The sequence below is a fragment of the Plantibacter flavus genome, from assembly GCF_051487245.1.
Classification (GTDB): Bacteria; Actinomycetota; Actinomycetes; order Actinomycetales; family Microbacteriaceae; genus Plantibacter; species Plantibacter flavus_B.
In genome coordinates, this window is the sequence record NZ_JAHVDH010000001.1 from 773519 (window position 1) to 791820 (window position 18302).

General features: G+C 68.6%; 15 protein-coding genes and 1 tRNA gene. 8 read left to right on the forward strand and 8 right to left on the reverse strand.

The annotated features are described in order from the left end of the window. The first annotated feature begins 16 nt into the window (after window positions 1-16). The 3 genes from KXS11_RS03630 (at window position 17) to KXS11_RS03640 (ending at window position 3089) form a co-directional block, all read left to right on the forward strand. Window positions 17-1072 (forward strand): 3-isopropylmalate dehydrogenase, encoded by a 1056-nt coding sequence (locus KXS11_RS03630; protein ID WP_437384078.1) that lies wholly within the window; start codon window positions 17-19, stop codon window positions 1070-1072. Between the two features lie 42 nt (window positions 1073-1114). Beyond that, window positions 1115-2230, forward strand: a complete 1116-nt coding sequence (locus tag KXS11_RS03635; RefSeq protein ID WP_437384079.1) for a branched-chain amino acid aminotransferase — start codon at window positions 1115-1117, stop codon at window positions 2228-2230. A 94-nt stretch (window positions 2231-2324) separates the two neighbouring features. After that, window positions 2325-3089: a fumarylacetoacetate hydrolase family protein gene (locus KXS11_RS03640; protein ID WP_437384080.1), complete on the forward strand. Its 765-nt coding sequence runs from the start codon at window positions 2325-2327 to the stop codon at window positions 3087-3089. On the opposite strand, the gene KXS11_RS03645 is transcribed toward KXS11_RS03640, so the two are convergent. Beyond that, window positions 3086-4162, reverse strand: a complete 1077-nt coding sequence (locus tag KXS11_RS03645; RefSeq protein WP_437384081.1) for an aminotransferase class V-fold PLP-dependent enzyme — start codon at window positions 4160-4162, stop codon at window positions 3086-3088. The genes KXS11_RS03640 and KXS11_RS03645 overlap by 4 nt on opposite strands. A gap of 81 nt (window positions 4163-4243) precedes the next feature. On the opposite strand from KXS11_RS03645, the gene KXS11_RS03650 reads away from it, so the two are divergent. The 4 genes from KXS11_RS03650 (at window position 4244) to KXS11_RS03665 (ending at window position 7817) form a co-directional block, all read left to right on the forward strand. After that, window positions 4244-5221, forward strand: coding sequence for a LysR family transcriptional regulator (locus KXS11_RS03650; protein WP_437384082.1), 978 nt, complete (start codon window positions 4244-4246; stop codon window positions 5219-5221). Further along, the gene (gltX, locus tag KXS11_RS03655; protein WP_437384083.1) at window positions 5214-6734 is read left to right on the forward strand and encodes a glutamate--tRNA ligase; all 1521 of its coding nucleotides are present in this window, start codon (window positions 5214-5216) and stop codon (window positions 6732-6734) included. Before KXS11_RS03650 ends, gltX begins: the two co-directional genes overlap by 8 nt. Beyond that, entirely contained in the window at window positions 6731-7651 is a 921-nt protein-coding gene (locus KXS11_RS03660) for an NAD(P)/FAD-dependent oxidoreductase (RefSeq protein ID WP_437384084.1), read from the forward strand. Before gltX ends, KXS11_RS03660 begins: the two co-directional genes overlap by 4 nt. Window positions 7652-7745: 94 nt before the next feature. Continuing rightward, window positions 7746-7817: transfer RNA gene (locus KXS11_RS03665), tRNA-Gln, on the forward strand. Between the two features lie 68 nt (window positions 7818-7885). Here the strand turns inward: KXS11_RS03665 and KXS11_RS03670 are convergent. The 7 genes from KXS11_RS03670 to KXS11_RS03700 form a co-directional block, all read right to left on the reverse strand. After that, the gene (locus KXS11_RS03670) at window positions 7886-8590 is read right to left on the reverse strand and encodes a GntR family transcriptional regulator (protein ID WP_437384085.1); all 705 of its coding nucleotides are present in this window, start codon (window positions 8588-8590) and stop codon (window positions 7886-7888) included. Next, the gene (locus KXS11_RS03675; RefSeq protein WP_437384086.1) at window positions 8580-9218 is read right to left on the reverse strand and encodes a low molecular weight phosphatase family protein; all 639 of its coding nucleotides are present in this window, start codon (window positions 9216-9218) and stop codon (window positions 8580-8582) included. The genes KXS11_RS03670 and KXS11_RS03675 overlap by 11 nt, the downstream gene beginning before the upstream one ends. Next, window positions 9215-10840, reverse strand: coding sequence for a polysaccharide biosynthesis tyrosine autokinase (locus KXS11_RS03680; RefSeq protein ID WP_437384087.1), 1626 nt, complete (start codon window positions 10838-10840; stop codon window positions 9215-9217). The genes KXS11_RS03675 and KXS11_RS03680 overlap by 4 nt, the downstream gene beginning before the upstream one ends. Before the next feature lie 104 nt (window positions 10841-10944). Then, window positions 10945-11421, reverse strand: coding sequence for a DapH/DapD/GlmU-related protein (locus tag KXS11_RS03685; RefSeq protein WP_437384088.1), 477 nt, complete (start codon window positions 11419-11421; stop codon window positions 10945-10947). Window positions 11422-11585: 164 nt separating this feature from the next. Further along, window positions 11586-15008: an error-prone DNA polymerase gene (locus KXS11_RS03690; RefSeq protein WP_437384089.1), complete on the reverse strand. Its 3423-nt coding sequence runs from the start codon at window positions 15006-15008 to the stop codon at window positions 11586-11588. 41 nt (window positions 15009-15049) lie between these two features. After that, window positions 15050-16645 (reverse strand): DNA polymerase Y family protein, encoded by a 1596-nt coding sequence (locus tag KXS11_RS03695; RefSeq protein ID WP_437384090.1) that lies wholly within the window; start codon window positions 16643-16645, stop codon window positions 15050-15052. Then, complete coding sequence (locus KXS11_RS03700; RefSeq protein ID WP_437384091.1) at window positions 16642-17373, reverse strand: hypothetical protein; 732 nt, start codon at window positions 17371-17373, stop codon at window positions 16642-16644. The genes KXS11_RS03695 and KXS11_RS03700 overlap by 4 nt, the downstream gene beginning before the upstream one ends. A gap of 142 nt (window positions 17374-17515) precedes the next feature. Here KXS11_RS03700 and KXS11_RS03705 point away from each other — a divergent pair, with 142 nt between their 5' ends. After that, window positions 17516-18214: an SOS response-associated peptidase gene (locus KXS11_RS03705; protein WP_437384092.1), complete on the forward strand. Its 699-nt coding sequence runs from the start codon at window positions 17516-17518 to the stop codon at window positions 18212-18214. Window positions 18215-18302: the final 88 nt, after the last annotated feature.

The window sequence follows — 18302 nt, forward strand, 5'->3', positions numbered from 1 at the left end:
CACCCACAGGAGTCCCATGTCCCGCACCGTCAAGCTCGCAGTCATCCCCGGCGATGGGATCGGTCCGGAGGTCGTGGGCGAGGCGCTCAAAGTCCTGGAAGCCGCGACCGCCGGTGGCGAGGTGCGGTTCGACCAGACGCCGTTCTCCCTGGGCGCCGCGCGCTTCCTCGAGACGGGCGACGTCCTCACGGACGACGACCTCGCGGCGATCGCCTCCCACGACGCGATCCTGCTCGGTGCTGTCGGTGGCGTCCCCGGAGACCCGCGCCTCGCGAACGCCAACATCGAACGTGGGCTGTTGCTCAAGCTCCGCTTCTCCCTCGACCACTACGTGAACCTCCGTCCGACCGTGGTGTACCCCGGGGTGCCCAGCCCGCTGAGCGAGCCCGGTGAGGTCGACTTCGTCGTCGTGCGCGAGGGCACGGAGGGTCCGTACGTCGGCAACGGTGGCGCCATCCGTCAGGGCACGCCGCACGAGATCGCCAACGAGGTCTCGGTCAACACCGCCTACGGCGTGGAGCGGGTCGTCCGCTACGCGTTCGCCGCTGCTGCGGCGCGTCGCGGCAAGCTCACGCTCGTGCACAAGACCAACGTGCTGGTGTTCTCCGGCTCGCTCTGGAAGCGGACGGTCGACGCGGTCGCTGCGGAGTTCCCCGACGTCGTCGTCGACTACCTGCACGTCGATGCCGCGACGATCTTCCTGGTCACGGATCCTGCTAGATTTGACGTCATCGTCACAGACAACCTCTTCGGCGACATCCTCACCGATCTGGCCGGCGCGATCAGCGGCGGCATCGGACTCGCGGCCTCGGGAAACATCAACCCGGACGGCACGTACCCGAGCATGTTCGAGCCCGTCCACGGATCGGCGCCCGACATCGCCGGGAAGCAGCTGGCCGACCCGACGGCCGCCATCCTCTCCGTGTCCCTGATGCTGTCGCACCTGGGGCTCGAGGTCGAGGCGGCCCGAGTCGCCGCCGCCGTCACCGCCGACATCGCCGCACGGACCGGCGAAGCTCGCACGACCGCCCAGGTCGGCGACGCGATCGCCGCCCTCGCGACGGCCCGCTAGACGGCGCACAATAGACACGTAGATCCCGACGGAAGACACACGATGACGATCAACCTCCCCATGGCGCAGCGCGAGCTCGCCTTCGCTGTGACCCCCAACGAGCAGCCCGTCTCCGACGCCGATCGCGACGCGATCCTCGCCGACCCGGGCTTCGGCCAGTACTTCACCGACCACATGGTCGACATCTGCTGGTCCGAGCGCGGGGGGTGGCACCGGCCCCGCGTCCAGGCGTACGGGCCGATCTCGCTCGATCCGGCCGCGGCCGTCCTGCACTACGCGCAGGAGATCTTCGAGGGCTTGAAGGCCTACCGCCACGCCGACGGCTCCATCTGGTCGTTCCGACCCGACGCCAACGGTCGGCGCCTGCAGCGTTCTGCGCGGCGTCTCGCCCTGCCCGAGCTGCCGGTCGAGTACTTCGTCGAGTCGATCAAGCAGCTGATCGCGGTCGACGCCTCGTGGGTCCCCTCGGCTCCGGAGACGAGCCTGTACCTGCGACCGTTCATGTTCGCGAAGGAGGCGTTCCTCGGGGTGCGTCCCGCCAAGAAGGTCAACTACTACGTGATCGCGAGCCCGGCCGGTGCGTACTTCACCGGTGGAGTGACGCCGGTGTCGATCTGGCTGTCGACCGACTACAGCCGTGCAGGCAAGGGCGGTACGGGTGCTGCGAAGACGGGTGGGAACTACGCCTCGTCGCTGCTCCCGCAGGCCGAGGCTGCTGCGCAGGGCTGCGCCCAGGTCCTCTTCCTGGATGCCCAGGAGGCCAGGTACATCGAGGAACTCGGTGGAATGAACGTCGTCCTCGTCAAGAAGGACGGCACGCTCGTCACGCCCGACTCCGACTCGATCCTCGAGGGCATCACGCGCGACAGCATCCTGCAGCTCGCTGAGGACCGCGGTCATGCCGTGGAGCGCCGCAAGGTCACGATCGATGAGTGGCGCGAGGGTGTCGAGAACGGCGACATCGTCGAGGTGTTCGCCTGCGGCACCGCGGCCGTGGTCACCCCGATCGCGCAGCTCAAGGCGAAGGACTTCACGGTCGGCGACGCCGATGCACCCGCCGGTGAACTGACGATGTCGCTCCGTCAGGAGCTGACCGACATCCAGTACGGTCGCCTGCCCGACCGCCACGGCTGGATGACGCGACTCGACGCCGAGTGACCCTCGGGGCCCTCGGCTCCGAACCGGCTGGGAAGCCCCGCGCCTCGGTGCGGGGCTTCCGTTCTTCTCCGACGGGTGGGGATAGGCTGGGATGGTGAAAATCGCACGTTTCAGCCATGATCAGGCCATCCGGTACGGCATCATCGACGACGGCGACCTCGTCGTCCTCGACGGCGATCCCCTCTACTCCGGTTTCGAGCCGACGGGGGAGCGCGTCCCGCTCGCAGACGCAACGCTGCTCGCCCCGGTCATCCCTCGGTCGAAGGTCGTCGCCGTCGGCAAGAACTACCACGATCACGCGGCTGAGATGGGTGGTGAGGCCCCGACGGAACCGCTCCTGTTCCTGAAGCCGAACACCTCCGTGGTCGGCCCCGGCGACTCGGTGATCTTCCCGAAGCAGTCGAACCGGATCGATTTCGAGGGTGAACTCGCGATCGTCATCGGCGGTGTCGCGAAGAACGTGAGCGCTGAGCGTGCCGACGAGGTCATCTTCGGCTACACGATCGCGAACGACGTCACAGCCCGCGACCTCCAGGAGTCAGACGGCCAGTGGGCCCGGGCGAAGGGGTTCGACACCTTCTGCCCGCTCGGCCCCTTCATCGAGACGGAGTTCTCCTTCGACGGCGCGACCATCGAGACGCGGGTCGACGGTGAGGTGCGCCAGCGGGCGCCCCTGTCCGACATGGTGCACTCCATCGGTGCGATCGTCGAGTACGCGTCGTCGGTCTGGACCCTGCTGCCGGGTGACGTGATCCTCACCGGGACTCCCGCGGGTGTCGGCGAATTCACCGACGGTCAGGTCGTCGAGGTCGAGATCTCCGGCATCGGCATCCTCCGGAACACCGGTCGTCGCCCCTAGCCTGCCTGCCGGCCGAGCGCGGCGAGGGCCGACGACACGTCCTCATCGGCGTTCCAGAGGTGGAAACCCACCCTCGCTCGGCCAGCGCGGCCGGAAGCGGTGATCCCAGCGGCCCGCAGTGCTCTGAGGTCGCGCCCGTCGGTGTCCGGCCACGTGACGATCGCGGAACGAAGCACCTCGTTCGTCGGTGAAGGGAGTCCGAGGCCGGCCATCATCCGCGCAGCGAGCCCTGTCGTGTGCGCGTGGACGGCTCGACCGTCCACGCGCGCGAACAGGTCGATGGCCGGTTCGGCTCCCACCCAGGCCTGCCAAGCCGGTGACACGTCGAAGCGGCTCGCGTCCTCTGCGAGGTGCAACGCCGGCCCGTAGCAGGACGACCACACGTCGCCGCCCGAGTACCACCCTGCCTGCACGGGGCGCAGGCGGTCGATGACGCCGTCGCGGGCGGTGAGGAATGCGACCCCCCGTGGAGCGCACAACCATTTGTACGCGTGACATACCGTGATGTCGTCGCGGGCGGCGTCGACCGGCAGCCAGCCGGCGGCCTGCGTCAGGTCGCACAGGGTGAGGGCTCCGTTCGCGCTCGCCGCCGCTCGGATCGCGTCGGCATCGGCGACCGCTCCCGTCGCTGACTGCACGACCGAGTACGCCACCAGCCAGGTCGACCGGTCGATGTGCTCGGCGAGTTCCTCGAGCGGAGCGTGGCGGACCCGGACACCGCGATGCGCCTGGAGGAGGAACGGTGCCACGAGCGAGCTGAAGTCTCCCTCGACGCAGAGGATCTCCGCCCCGTCGGGCGCCGAAGCGGCGACGATCGACACCATTGCGGAGGTCTGCGAACCGATTGCGACGTTCCGGCTCGGCATCCGGGCGAGCCTGCTGTAAGACTCCCGCACCCGTTCGACGAGCGTGCCGTACTCCGCTGCGTCGACGCCGGCGGACGACCAAGCGTCGAGATCTGCACGAAGTGCGTTGCTCGTGTCCGTGGTGGGGAGGCCGAGCGTGCAGGCGGCGAGGTAACCGCGACCGGCGGGGAAGGCCGCCTGTGCCTCTGCGAGCGGGATCAGGGTCATGGACCCAGTGTCCAGAACAGAAATACATACAACAAGGACCGCTTTCCGATGGAAAAGATAAGCATTGCTTATAGTTGTGCCATGGAATCATCGACGAGCGGGGCGCTCACCCCGGGCCCACCGGCGACCGAGCTCGACTCCGGTGCGCTGCGCCTCATGGGTGCCATCGCGGACACCGGTTCGATCACTGCGGCAGCACAGCGGCTCGGGCTGAGTCAGCCCGCTGCCAGCCAGCAGCTCAAGCGACTGGAGCGGCGCCTCGGCATGCCCGCGGTGGAACGTGTGGGGCGCGGCGTGCGGCTCACCGAGGCGGGGCTGATCCTCGCCCGGCATGCGAAGACGGTCGATCGCGCGCTCCACGCAGCCGTCGACGAGGTCGCGGCCCTCGCCGGACTCCGCAGCGGCCGCGTCAGGCTGGCGGCCTTCCCGTCCGCGTCCTCGACGCTCGTGCCGGAGCTCCTCGCCCGCTTGGCCGCTGAGTATCCCGGCATCGGCGTGACGTACCTCGAAGCCGAGCCACCTGAGGCGGTGGCCGCAGTCCGGGCCGGCGAGGCAGACGTCGCGATCACCTTCAGCTATCCGGGTGATCCGGAGGACCCGCACCGGGAGAGCGCCGTCGGGCTCAGCGTGCACGAACTCGGGCCGGATCCGATGCGCGTCATCCTCCCGGCAGGCCACAGGGTCGCCGGCGCGGGGTCGGTACCACTGCATGAACTGCGCGACGAACAGTGGATCGCCGGGTGCCCCCGGTGCCGAGGGCACCTGCTCGGTCTCTGTCGGGGGAGCGGCTTCGAACCGACGATCACCCACGAGACCGACAACGTCATCGCAGTCACCGCGCTCGTGGGTGCCGGACTCGGGGTCGCGCTCCTGCCGTCGCTCGCCCTCGCGGCGGCGCCGCTCCCCGACGGTGTGGTCGCCCGCCCCACCGACAACGCCGACGACCGGGCGCTCCACCTCGTGAGCACGTCCCATGCACAACACGTCCCGGCCGTCGCGGCACTCTTGCGGATCGCCGCCCACCTGCCCTCGACGGCTAGAATGACAGACGATGTCTGACACGATTACGCACCCCTTCACCACTGCCACCGGCGCCGACGTCCGCGTCCGGTTCTGCCCGTCGCCCACCGGCACGCCGCACGTCGGGCTGGTCCGCACGGCGCTCTTCAACTGGGCCTACGCACGGCACACCGGCGGCAAGCTCGTCTTCCGGATCGAGGACACGGATGCGGCTCGCGACAGCGAGGAGAGCTTCGAGCAGCTCGTGGACGCACTCACCTGGTTGAAGCTCGACTGGGACGAGGGCGTCGGCGTCGGTGGACCGCACGCGCCCTATCGGCAGTCGGAGCGGAGCGACATCTACACCGACGTGATCGAGCGTCTGACGGCGGCCGGGCACCTGTACGAGAGCTTCTCCACGGCTGAGGAGATCGATGCACGCAACGAGGCCGCTGGTCGCCCGAAGCAGTTCGGCTACGACAACTTCGACCGCGACCTCACTGACGAGCAGCGCGCCGCCTACCGGGCAGAGGGCCGATCGCCCGCACTGCGTCTCCGCGTCCCGGACGCCGACCTGAGCTTCGACGACCTCGTCCGTGGCGAGATCACCTTCCCCGCCGGGTCGTTCACCGACTTCGTCCTCGTGCGCCCGAACGGCAAGCCGCTGTACACGCTCGTGAACCCCGTCGACGACGCACTCATGCAGATCACGCATGTGCTCCGCGGCGAGGACATCCTCCCCTCCACGCCGCGACAGATCGCGCTGTACCACGCGCTCATCGACATCGGCGTGACCACGTTCGTCCCCCGGTTCGGCCACCTGCCCTACGTCATGGGCGAGGGCAACAAGAAGCTCTCGAAGCGAGACCCCGAGGCGAACCTCTTCCACCACCGTGACCGCGGGTTCGTGCCGGAGGGACTCATCAACTACCTGTCGCTGCTGGGCTGGTCGCTCAGCGCCGACCGTGACGTCTTCTCGATCGATGAGATGGTCGCGGCGTTCGACGTCGTCGACGTCAACCCCAACCCCGCGCGGTTCGACCTGAAGAAGGCCGAGTCCATCAACGGCGACCACATCCGTCTGCTCGAGCCTGCGGACTTCCTCAGACGGATCGTGCCGTACCTCGTTGAAGCCGGCGTGCTGACGGAACCGCTCGACGCGGCGCAGCAGTCGATCCTCGAGCAGGGTGCGCCGCTCATCCAGGAGCGCATCGGCTTGCTCGGCGAGGCTCCCGCCATGCTCGGCTTCCTGTTCGTCGGGAGCGATGCGCTCGACTACCAGGAGGATGCGTTGAAGAGCCTCCCCGCAGGCGCGCCCGAAGTCCTCGTCGCGTCGATCGGTGCGCTCGAGCTCGTCCCGGAAGCGGACTGGAATGCTTCGACACTCCAGGAGACGCTGGCTGGCGCGCTCATCGAGGGGCTCGGGCTGAAGCCGCGGATCGCATACGGCCCGCTCCGCGTCGCAGCCTCGGGGCGTCGGATCTCGCCGCCGCTGTTCGAATCCCTTGAGATCCTCGGCAAGGCGGAGTCGATCGCCCGTCTCGATCGGCTCTCGGCGTACCTCGCGTCATGAGTGAGGCGTACGACGTCGTCGTCATCGGCGGGGGGCCTGCAGGCCTCTCCGCCGCGCTGAATCTGGCGCGGGCGCGTCGTCGGGTGCTCGTCCTCGACGGCAACCGGCCGCGTCATGCGGCCACGCTGCTGTCGCATGGCTTCCTCACACGAGACGGTATCCCGCCGCTGGATCTGCGCCGACTCGGGCGCGAAGAGGTCGCGGCGTACGACAATGCCGAGGTCCAGTTCGCGCTGGTGCACTCGGTGGACGCGGTGGCGGAGGGGTTCCGGATCGTCGCCCAGGGCGTCCGAGGCGAACCCGATCGGGACGTCCTCACGCGCACGGTCGTCGTCGCGACCGGATTGACCGAGACCTTGCCGAAGGTCGCCAACATGCGCGCCTTCTACGGCACGGCCATCCACAGCTGTGTGGAGTGCGACGGCTTCGAGAAGGCCGATGCTCCGCTCGCCCTCATCGGGGAGTCGGCCGACCTCGCGGAGTGGGCGTTGCTCATTGCACAGTGGTCCGCAGACCTCATCGTCTTCACGAACGGCTCGAGCGTCGTCTCCGAGCCGGAGGAAGACGCTCTGGCAGCCTCGGGCATCCGCGTCGAGCGCCAGGCGATCGCCGAACTGAGCGGCGGCCGGGAGGGCCTGACGGGGGTCGTGCTCGAGGACGGCGCGGTGGTTCCACGGACCGCGGGATTCGTCCGTCCGGCGTGGTCGACGTCGTTGGCGTTTTTCGAGTCGCTCGCGCCGGAGCGCGACGCCGATGGCTACGTCGTGATCGACTCTTGGGGTCGGACGACCGTTCCCGGAGTCTACGCAGCGGGCGACATCACGCCGCCCGGACCGCAGCAGCTCATCGTTGCGGCGGGCAACGGTGCGAGGGTCGCCCGGGCCCTGAACCGCGACATCGCCGGGGTTCCGAGCTGAGCCGTGGGCGACGACGCGCCCGGGACGCACCGATTTGAGACGACCGGCTTCGTAGGCTAGAGTTGTTCTTCGGTCGGGGCTTCGGTTCAGACAGTGGGGTATGGTGTAATTGGCAACACGACTGATTCTGGTTCAGTTGTTCTTGGTTCGAGTCCAGGTACCCCAGCAAGACAGCAACACGACATGAAGGCCCGCGAACATCGCGGGCCTTCGTCGTTGGTGCGTGCGACCGTGTCAAGCCGGCGCAGTGTCCGCGCTGACCGCGGGGTCGAGGTCGCGTGGATCCCAGCTGGCCCGGATGGCGGCGCGGATACCGTCGATCTGCACGACGGCGGCCCGGGTGGTCCGGTCGGGGTCCCGCAGCGAGAGGGTGGCGGTCAAGGCCGTGATCGGTGGTGTGCCGCCGGCAGCGGCGAGGACTCCCGGTCGCTGTCGGACATAGCGGATCAGTCTCGTCAGCGTGGTCTCGGTGATGGCAGGAATGAGCTCCAGATCGCTGAGCTGCTGCTGCGCGAACCGCAGGAGGAGACCCATCGCGCCCACGGCATCGTCAGATTCGAGCCGTTCGATGCGCCGCGCCAGATATTCGGCCTCGAGGAGCGCGTCTTCATCAAGGCGTTCGACGAGGAGGATGCTGAGCAACGGTGCGAGTGCTTCCAAGACGTCGAGCGCCTCGAAGATCGCCTCGGTGGCGAGTGGGGCGACACGGGTGAAGCGGTTCGGAGCCGTGTGCACGAGCCCGAGCTCCTCGAGACGCGCGACCGCCTCGCGGAGCGGCGTCCGTGACACGCCGAAGAGTGAGGTGAGCTCGTTGTCTCGCAGGCGACGGCCGGGCTCGAGGCTGCCGTCGATGATGTCCGCGTGCAGGCGCTCGAAGACGTTCTGCCGGAGCAGTCGTCGATCGGGAACCGTGTGCTGTCGTGACTGATCAACGGACATGGTGTCCCCCTGGCATCGTGGTCGTGGTCGTGGCGTGCACGGAACGCAGTGCGAACGCGGTGATTCGTTCCAGCGCAGGATCGATCTCCTGCGCCATCTGTCGAAACGCATCGGGACCGAGGCGGTACGGGTCGATCACGTCGTCGTCGGCCGGCTGGTTGAGGCGGGCGCCCGTGCGATTCGCGGCGAGGAGCGGGAGGGCGGACAACCATCGAGCACGGTCCTCCAGGGGGAGGGCGCCGACATCGATCGTGTCGAGCAGTCGGGCGAACTCTCGAAGGGTGAAGGTCCGTCTGAGTGCATCCGGCCGGAGCTGCAGCACCTGGCTACGCTGTTCGCGGGTCATGGTGAGGATCACATCGCTCGCGCCGATGTCGTCGATGTGGAGCTGGGAGGCGGTGAATGCTCCGCTCTCCGCCGCGATCGGTCCGAGGAGGGCTGCGCTCGAACCGTCGATGGCGTGCCCGCGCATGGCTCGGGTCCCTGCACTGCGCACGATGAAGGCGTCGGCGTCGATCTCGCGCAGACGGCTCGCGAGTACGAACTCGGCGTACGGCGACCGGCAGATGTTCCCCGTGCAGACGATCAGGATCCGGATGGGTCCCGTCGAGGTGGTGTGCGGTCTCATGCTGCCGACCTCCGTGCGCGACGGGTGCCCTGCTCGGGCGGGACTGCCGCGCCGTCTGCGCGCTGAGCCTGTTGCTGTTCGGGTGCGGACTGCAACGGCTGTGCGCTCGTGCGCAGGCGCGGCGCGACCGGCTTCGCCTCCGTGCGCTTCCTGCGCTTGGCGCGTTCGGCGTCCTTGGCCTCGGCACGCAGGCGAGGCGTGACCTGCTTCCCGTCCGTGCGTCTGCCGCGCTTGCGGGGCTCGACGTCCTTCGCGTCGGCACTGTCGTAGTAGGAGTACGAGTACGACTGTTCGCTGCGCGCGAGTTCGACGCGGTTGAGGACGATGCCGAGCAGTTTCGCCTTCACGAAGTTCAGGTTCTCGAGCGACTGCTGGAGCTGGTCGCGGTGGAGGCGGCCGTCGGCCGCGGCCACCAGGAGGACGCCGCTGGCGAGCGTCGAGACCGCGGTCGGGTCGGAGACGTTGACGAGCGGCGGGGTGTCGATGATCACGATGTCGAAGGTGCGTTCCATCTCGTTGAGGGCACGTTCCATGGCGGCCGAGCCGAGCAGCTCACTCGGGTTCGGGGGGAGTTCGCCGGAGGTGAGCACCGCGAGACTGCCGGCGCCGTTCACCGTCTGTGCGGCGTCTTCAAGGCTGATCCGACCCGTGAGGACGGTCGTGAGACCGACGGCGCCTTCGAGTCCGAACATCTCGTGCTGGCGGGGACGGCGGAGGTCCGCGTCGACCAGGAGAACCGAGTTGCCGGCTTCCGCCAGGACGAGGGCGAGGTTCGCCGCCGTGGTGCTCTTGCCCTCGCCCGGAACCGATGAGGTGACCATGAGACTGCGGAGACCGCCGTCGATCGTGGCGAACTGGAGGTGGGTCCTGAGCTGACGGTAGCTCTCGGATCGTCTGCTGTAGCTCTCCGTGGAGCCGAGGATGAGCTGGTTCGTCTCCGCGGGTTCAGCGTGGAAGGTGCCGAGGATGCTGACAGCGGACAATTTCTCGATCGCGGTGCGTCCACGGAGCCTCGTGTCGAGGACCTCGATGAGGAGCGCCGTCCCGACGCCGAGTGCGAGGCCGATCAGGATGCCGACGGCGAGGTTCTGAAGCGTGTTCGGAGCGATCGGCGCGCCGGGGACCGCCGCTTCTTGGACGACGGCGAGTCCGACGGGTGATGTCTCGGTGGAGGCGGACGCTGCGGCGTCGTTCCGCTCGACATCGCCGACGAGGTCGACGAGGGCCTGTGAGGCGGTGTTGGCGATGCGTGCGGCCGCGACGGGATCCGTGTCGATAGCGGAGATGTTGATGAGAACGGACTTCGCCGGGTTGGTCGCCACGATCTTCCCTGAGAGCGCGGCGGGTTCCAGGTCGAGTCGCTCGGCGACCATGTCGCGCACCATCGATCCGGTGGCGAGGATCACGTAGGATGCGACGCGGCTCTGGGCGAATGCGTTGCCCTGGTTGAGGTCGCCGACCGAGTCGCCGCTCTTGACGGCGACGAAGAGCTGACCGGTCGCTTGGAACGTCGGCTTGGTGATGAGCGTGTAGCCGTGGGCCAGAGCGGCCACGCCCGCCGTGATGGCGACGATGATGAGCCATCTCTGGCGGAAGATACGCACGTAGTCTTTGAGGTCCATACTGGTATACTAGCATGCGAGAACCTGAAATTGTGCTGAGACTGTCCGGAACGACCGAGGGCCCGTACTGCGTGCAGTACGGGCCCTCGGTGTGCGATGGGGTGTCAGGCGGCCTTGCCGAAACGGTCTGAGCCGCTCGGCCGTGGCCGCCGCGGGGCGCGGTTCGTCTGGCGGACGGTCGGCTCCGTCATGACGGGGCGCTCGCCGCCGACGACCTCATGATCCGGAATACGTGCGTCGCGATCGATGCTCGCGCCGTGAGCCACCTGGACACCGGCGCCGAGGCGTGCGTCGCTTCCGACGCGTGCACCGCGCCCGATGACCGAGCGCTCGCCGATGTGCACGTTGGCGCCGATGAACGCCCCTTCACCGATGACGGCTGAACGGTCGATCCACGTTCCGGCGCCGATCCAGGCGTTCGCCCGGATGTCGGCGTCCGCCTCGACGAACGTCGTGCGTTCGATGAAAGCCGTCGGATCGATCAGTGCACGAGCTGCGACCATGCCTTTGCCGTTCGGGTGGTGGCGGTACCGCTCCACCTCGCCGGTGCGGCCTTCGATCTCTTCGTACACTCTCGCCATGGGTGACCCCCTTCTGGTCTGCGGAACACTGGGATCAACGCCGAGAGGCTCCCGGTCATTCCTTGCCCGGCCGGATCTGGGAATCCGGTGAGTGTCGTGTCCGCTTGTGGTCCGTCTGTACCAGGAGTTCGGAGGCTCGGGTGTCCGTGGTTTGGTGCCTTCGGCTACTGGAAGTCTCGCGAGCGGGTGTTCGCACCGATCCGCAGCGGCTCCAGTCGGTCCGCCACGAGGTTGACGATCCCTTCCGGTGAACGTTCGAGCATGCCACGGACGATCATCGCCGGTGCCTCTCTGGCGACACGACGGTACCGGTTCCACACCCCGACACTGCAGATCACGTTGACGAGCCCTGCTTCGTCCTCGAGGTTCATGAAGGTGATCCCGCTCGCCGTCGCCGGTCGCTGCCGGTGGGTCACGACACCGCCGACCTCCACACGGCGATCGGACTCCGCCTGCAGGAGCTCATCCGACCTGAGCGCCCCGCGTCGTCGGAGCGCCGCACGGACATGACTGATCGGATGGTCGTCGGTGGACAGGCCGGTCGCCCAGATGTCCGAGATCAGCTGTTCCGCCGCTGTCGGGATCGGCAACAGCGGCGGTTGCACGGTTGTGAACGTGCCCTCGAGCTGGTCGGGACGGTGTCGACTCGCTTGTGCTGCGCCCCACATCGCCTCCCGCCTGGTCAGCCCGAAGCCGTCGAACGCTCCGGCTGCGGAGAGCGCCTCCAGCTGCGCGGAGTTGAGACCGATCCTTCTGGCGAGATCCGCCTGGCTGGTGAACCGCCCAGCGCTCTCCCGTTCGGCGACGATCCGTTCGGCGAGCGGTGTACCGATGCCCTGGACGGAGTCGAGCCCGAGACGGACGGCCAATGCGCCGTCCCGTCGGTGCTCCGCGGAGTCGTCGGGGAGAGCCGGGTCGAAGTCACCGGTCGGGCCCTGATCCTCGTCGAGGCAGTGGGGCAGGCCGCTCGGAGTGACCGGGGTGCCTGGTCGGGCTCCGGGGTCGAGCGTCTCGAGACCGGCTTCGGCGGCGGAACGGTGCAGATCCGGTCGGAGGACAGACACGCCATGCCGGCGGGCATCGGCGACGAGCGTCATCGGGGAGTAGAACCCCATGGGTTGGGCTTTCAGGAGGGCGGCGAGGAAAGCGGCAGGATAGTGCAGGCGCAACCACGCGCTCACATAGACGAGCAGGGCGAAGCTCAGTGAGTGGCTCTCCGCGAAGCCGAAGTTCGCGAACGCCTGGATCTTGGCGTACACGGCGTCGGCGTCCGCTCCGGTGATCCCGTTGCCGGCCATCCCGAGGTACAGCTTCTCTTTGAGCGTCTCGATCCGCTCCTCGCCGCGCTTCGACCCCATCGCGCGTCGCAGCAGGTCGGCATCCTCGGCCGAGCAGCCCCCGACCGCCATCGCCATCTGCATGAGCTGTTCCTGGAACAACGGGATGCCGAGCGTGCGTTCGAGCACGGGTTCCAGGCTCGGATGCAGGTAGGTGACGGGCTCCTGGCCGGTCTTCCTCCGAAGGTAGGGGTGCACGGCACCGCCCTGGATGGGGCCGGGACGGATCATCGCCACCTCGATCACGAGATCGTAGAACCTCCGAGGGCGAAGCCTCGGCAGCATGCCCATCTGCGCACGGCTCTCGACCTGGAAGACCCCGATGGAGTCGGCGCGGCAGAGCTGGTCGTAGACGCCGGCCTCGTCCTTCGGGATCGTCTCGAGCGCCCACCGCTCGCCGGTGTGCTCGGCGACGAGGTCGAAGCAGTACTGGATGGCCGAGAGCATCCCGAGGCCCAGCAGGTCGAACTTGACGAGCCCCATCCAAGCGCAGTCGTCCTTGTCCCACTGCAGGACCGTCCGGCCGTCCATCCTGGCGTGTTCGATCGGGCAGACCTCGCCGACGGGGCGATCGGTCAAGACCATTCCGCCGGAGTGGATGCCGAGGTGTCGGGGCAGGGTGAGGAACTGCTGGGCGAGGCCGACGACCCGTTCGGGGATGTCGTGGTCGGCGCTCGAGGTGAGAGCACCCCAGCGCTCGACCTGTTTCGACCAGGCGTCCTGTTGTCCGGGACTGTAGCCGAGCGCCTTCGCGGTGTCGCGGACGGCGAACTTCGGGCGGTAGCTGATGACGTTGGCGACCTGGGCGGCGTTCCGACGACCGTAGGTCTCGTAGACGTACTGGATGGCCTCCTCGCGGCGGTTCGAGTCGAAGTCGACGTCGATGTCCGGCTCCTCCTCGCGCATGCTGGAGAGGAACCGCTCGAACGGCAGCTGGTAGAAGATCGAGTCGACCGCCGTGATGCCGAGCAGGTAGCAGACCGCTGAGTTCGCCGCGGAGCCTCGACCCTGACAGAGGATGCCACGCCCTCGCGCGAAGCTCACGATGTCGTGGACGATGAGGAAGTACCCCGGGAAGTCCTTCTGCTCGATGACCTCGAGTTCGCGTTCGATGCGCTGCAGATCTGACGGCGAGGCCTTCGGGTACTTCACGGGAACGGCTTCCATCACGAGGTGCCGTAGCCAACTCATCGGCGTGTGGCCCTCCGGGACTCGCTGCCGGGGCAGCTTCGGACGGACGGCTCGCAGGCTGAAGGCGAGCTCGTCGGCGATCTCGACACTCCGTGCGACCGCGCCGGGATAGCGTTCGAATCGTCTCGCCATCTCCTCGCCGCTGCGGAGATGGGCGCCGTCGGACGCGGGCAGCCAACCGTCGAGTTCCTCCAGGCTGCGCCTCGCACGGACGGCGGCGAGGGCCGTTCCGAGACGGTGCTGCTCCGGGGTGGCGTAGTGCACGTTGCCGGTGGCAACCACGGTGAGGTCGAGGAGGGCGGCGATCTCGGCCAGGGCGTCGTTCTCGCCGGTGTCCTCCGGGTGGCCGTGGTCGCTCAGCTCGACGACCACGTTCTCCGGGCCGAACAGTGCGACGAGGCGGTCGACCGCTGCAGCGGCAGCGCCCGGTCCCTGCTCGCGCAGTGCTGTGCGGACGAGACCCTTCCGGCATCCGGTGAGCACCATCACCTGTCCGTCGACCGATGCTGCGAGCTGTTCGAGGTCGTAGACGGGCCGCCCCTTCTCGGCTCCCGGCGCGAGCTGGGCGTCGGTGATGGCGCCGGCCAGCCGGTGGTAGCCCTCCGCCCGGCGGGCGAGCAGCAGCAGGTGATGGCCGACCGGGTCGGCGACACCGTTCTGCGGGCGGTCGAGCCCGACTGAGAGCTCAGCGCCGTAGACCGTCCGCAGCTCGGGGAAGCGTTCGGCTGCCTCGGCCATCCGGACGACACCGTAGAAACCGTCGTGGTCGGTGATGGCGATCCCGTGCAGTCCGAGCGCCGCAGCCTCCTCGACGAGGCGCTCGGGCGGGCTCGCGCCGTCGAGGAAACTGAAGCTCGAGTGCGCGTGCAGTTCGGCGTAGGGGGTGGCGGCTGGGTGTGCAGCCGTTGCATGAGGTTGCGGTCTGTACGGTTGCCGCTTCCGTGACCAAGCCGGGCTGTCGCCGCCGTCGGCGCCCAACGGTGGGGTGCCTGGGCGGCTGGCGTCCGAGAGGCGTCGTTCGAACTCGGACCACGAGACCGGTGGATTGTGCCATCCCATGTTGATGCTCCTTCGACAGTGGACGAGTGGTGTTCGGGTGGTCAGTCGTATCTGGCCTCGGCTCGCCAGCGCTGCTCCTCCAGGATGAGCAGCCAGGCGTCGCCGGTGTCGTCGACCAGTTGGAAGCGATGGACCCGTCGATGGCGTTCCTCGTCCCACCATCGTTCGTCGATGGTCCAGGGCCCTGCCCAACCGTCGACCCGGTGCCACGCGGCGGCTGCCGAGAACCGGGCGGGCGGTGCGCTGACCGAGCTGCGGTCGTCGACTTCGACGGCTCGACCGAAGGCGTCGAGGACGTCGACCGGGAGCGGATCCTCGAAGACGGTGGCGGGTGCGGCTCCCGGGATCGTGCCGGGCCAGGGCCTGGCGCGTCGCTCGAGGATCGCCGCCTCCCCACCGGGTGGCACACTGCCCCAGGGGACGAGCAAGCGGCGGTCGAGGAGGAGCCTGCCGCCGGAGGGGATCGCCGTGAGCACACCGTCATGCCCGAGCATGCTCTGGACCCGGGCGAGTCCGTTGTGGATGCGTTCATCCGGTCCGCCGCCCCAGAGCCCTTCCTCGTGATCGGCGGCGTCGTCGAGGGTCTCCGGGACCACTCGGACGAGTTCGACGGGGGAGGCGAGGCCGTGGTCGATGTCCGAAGACCCCTGCAGCTGCCAGCGCACGCGGTCGAGGACGTCCCCGGCGGTGAACCACCGTGGATGCAGCCAGGTCCTGGTGGAGCGTTCTCCTCGCTCGCTCTGCAGGGTGATGGTGATCGCCGTCGTGACCAGCCCGGCCTCGGTGAGACCCTCGATGAACCGTTCGGCCGACTGGCGGAAGCCGAACGCGAGCTGGTCGATGCGGTCGAGCGGCGGCTCGAACGACACCGAGACGGCCAGTTCGATCGGCGCGACGCGCGGAACGACGCTCCTGGCATCGAGGCCGCTCGCGAGGCGATGAGCGAAGGCGCCGTCTGAGCCGAAACGATCGCGGACTTCCGGGGCCGGGAGCGCTCCGAAGTCGCCGAGGGCCGTGATGCCGAGCCGGTGGAGGAGGGTGCTGAGCTGTGGGCGGGCGAGGACGGAGAGCGGGAGCGGTGCGAGGAACGCCGGCGAGGCGCCGACCGGGATGATGAGGATCCGTGGGGCGCTCGCCTGGGACGACGACATCCTGGCGGCCTGCTCGGCGGCGAACGGACCGTCGGCGATGCCGATCCTGGCGTCCGGGACGCCGAGCTCCTCGAGTCGGGCGAGGAGGACCGTGGCAGCCTCCAGTTCCCCGCCGTAGTATCTGCTCGGACCGCGTGAACGGATCGCGCAGAGGCCGGCACGGTAGGGCTGGACCCCCGGCATGAGGTGTTCGACGCCGAGGAGCACCGGTTCGAATGCCCTGGCGTCGATGACCGGGTCGTAGTCCACGGTCACGAGGTCGGGACACCGTGCTTCTGCCTCGCGTACGCGCAGTCCGCGTTTGACACCCGCTGCGCGGGCACGTGCATCGCAGGCGAGGATCTCGCCGTGCTCCACGAGTGCAAGTGGGCGCCCTGCCGCATCCTCCGGGAGGGTTCCGGAGAGCCGCGCGGCGAGGACGGGCCAGTCCGGACACCAGAGCACCAGAGTGCGCTCGACCGGAGCATCGGATGCCGTCTGGTTCATCGGTTCACGACCAGCGGGAGTGGCGTCGGGTCGGCGGCAGGAGCGACGCGCTCCGGGCCGACGGATGCAGTCGAGGCGGGGGAGAGCGGCAGCGTCAGGTGTGCTGTCCGGGGGCGCCCCGCCGAGCCCTGACCGAGGAGCGAGCTCACGACGATCCGCCGTTGCCTGAGGTGCCCGTGGCCGGTGCCGAGGCCACTCCAGGAGCTCTCGGTCACGCGGAGGGTGGCGTCGCTCTGCGGCCAGGCGCCGAGCACGATGAGTGCCGCCTCGCGTTGCCGGAGGCGTGCCGCCAGTCGCGCCGCATCGCTCGGGGTGATGCGGTCGGGGGCCGCCGTGATGAGCACTCCGGCGACGTCGGCCATCGCAGCGGTGACCGTGAGCCAGTGCTCTCCGGGTCTTGGGACGAGCACGAGGCGTTCGAGGTCGATGCCGGCCGCCGCGGCCGCTTCGATGCCGAACGAGGGGAGCCCGATGACGGCGCACCATGTGCCGGCGGCGGACGGGCCGGCCATCAGCGACATGGCGAGCGAGGTGGAGCCGAGGACCGAGTAGCTGCCGCCGGCTTGCAGAGCGCCACCGGGCAGGAGCCTGGAGAGGGCGGGATCCGTGGGGAGGGACCGGGTATCGAGCCGCGTGCCCTGCATCCGCGCGATCCGCCCCTGGAGTTCGTGCAGCTCGGATGTCGTCCCCGCACGAGCGGGGGAGTCGACGAGAGCGTGCAGGGCCATGGCTCAATATTCGAACATATCTTCGAACAAGTCAACCGGAGGAGTTGCCTTGTGCGACGTCTGTCGGCTCGCACGGACAGTCTGCGTCAGCCCTCCGACACGGCGCGTCCGAGTGTCGGAGGTGACGGGTACGCTGGGGCTCATGTGCGGACGTTTCGTCGTGACCGAATCCACCGAGGAGCTCATCGAGCTCTTCGACATCGACCAGGCCGCGGGGGAGCTGCCGGGTCCCTCGTACAACGTGCGGCCCACCGAGCAGATCCCCGTCATCCTGGAGTCGGTGAAGACCGGACCGGTGGTCAGGCGGCTCGAATCCGCCCGGTGGTCGCTCGTGCCGTCGTTCGCGACCGAGCTGAAGAGTCAGTACCCCACGTTCAACGCGCGGTCCGAAGACGTCACCACGAAGCCCACCTTCGCGCCGTCCGTGCGGCAGAAGCGGGCGCTCATCCCGGCAGCCGGCTACTACGAGTGGCACACCGAGGGGGCGACCAAGACGCCGTACTTCGTGCACACCGCCGGCGGTGAGCCGATCGTGTTCGCCGGTCTCTACTCCTGGTGGCGCGATCGCTCGCTCGCCGACGACGATCCGCAACGCTGGGTGCTGAGCGCCACCATCCTCACGCGTCCTGCGGTGGGAGGCCTGCTCGAGCTTCATCCACGCACCCCGGTGACACTGCCGCCCGAGTGCTGGGACGAGTGGCTCGACCCGCACCATGAAGCCGACCAGGACGAGGTCGACGAGATGGTCGCTGCAGCGACCGACGTCGCCGAACAGCTCGTGTTCCATCGTGTGGCCCCGCTGCAAGGCGATGGACCGGAGCTCATCGAGCCCGTCGCGTAGGCGCACCCGGACAGACAGAACCGCCCCCGACACGAATGTCGGGGGCGGTTCTCGGTGTCTCAGACGCGAGGGCTGGAATGACCGGCCG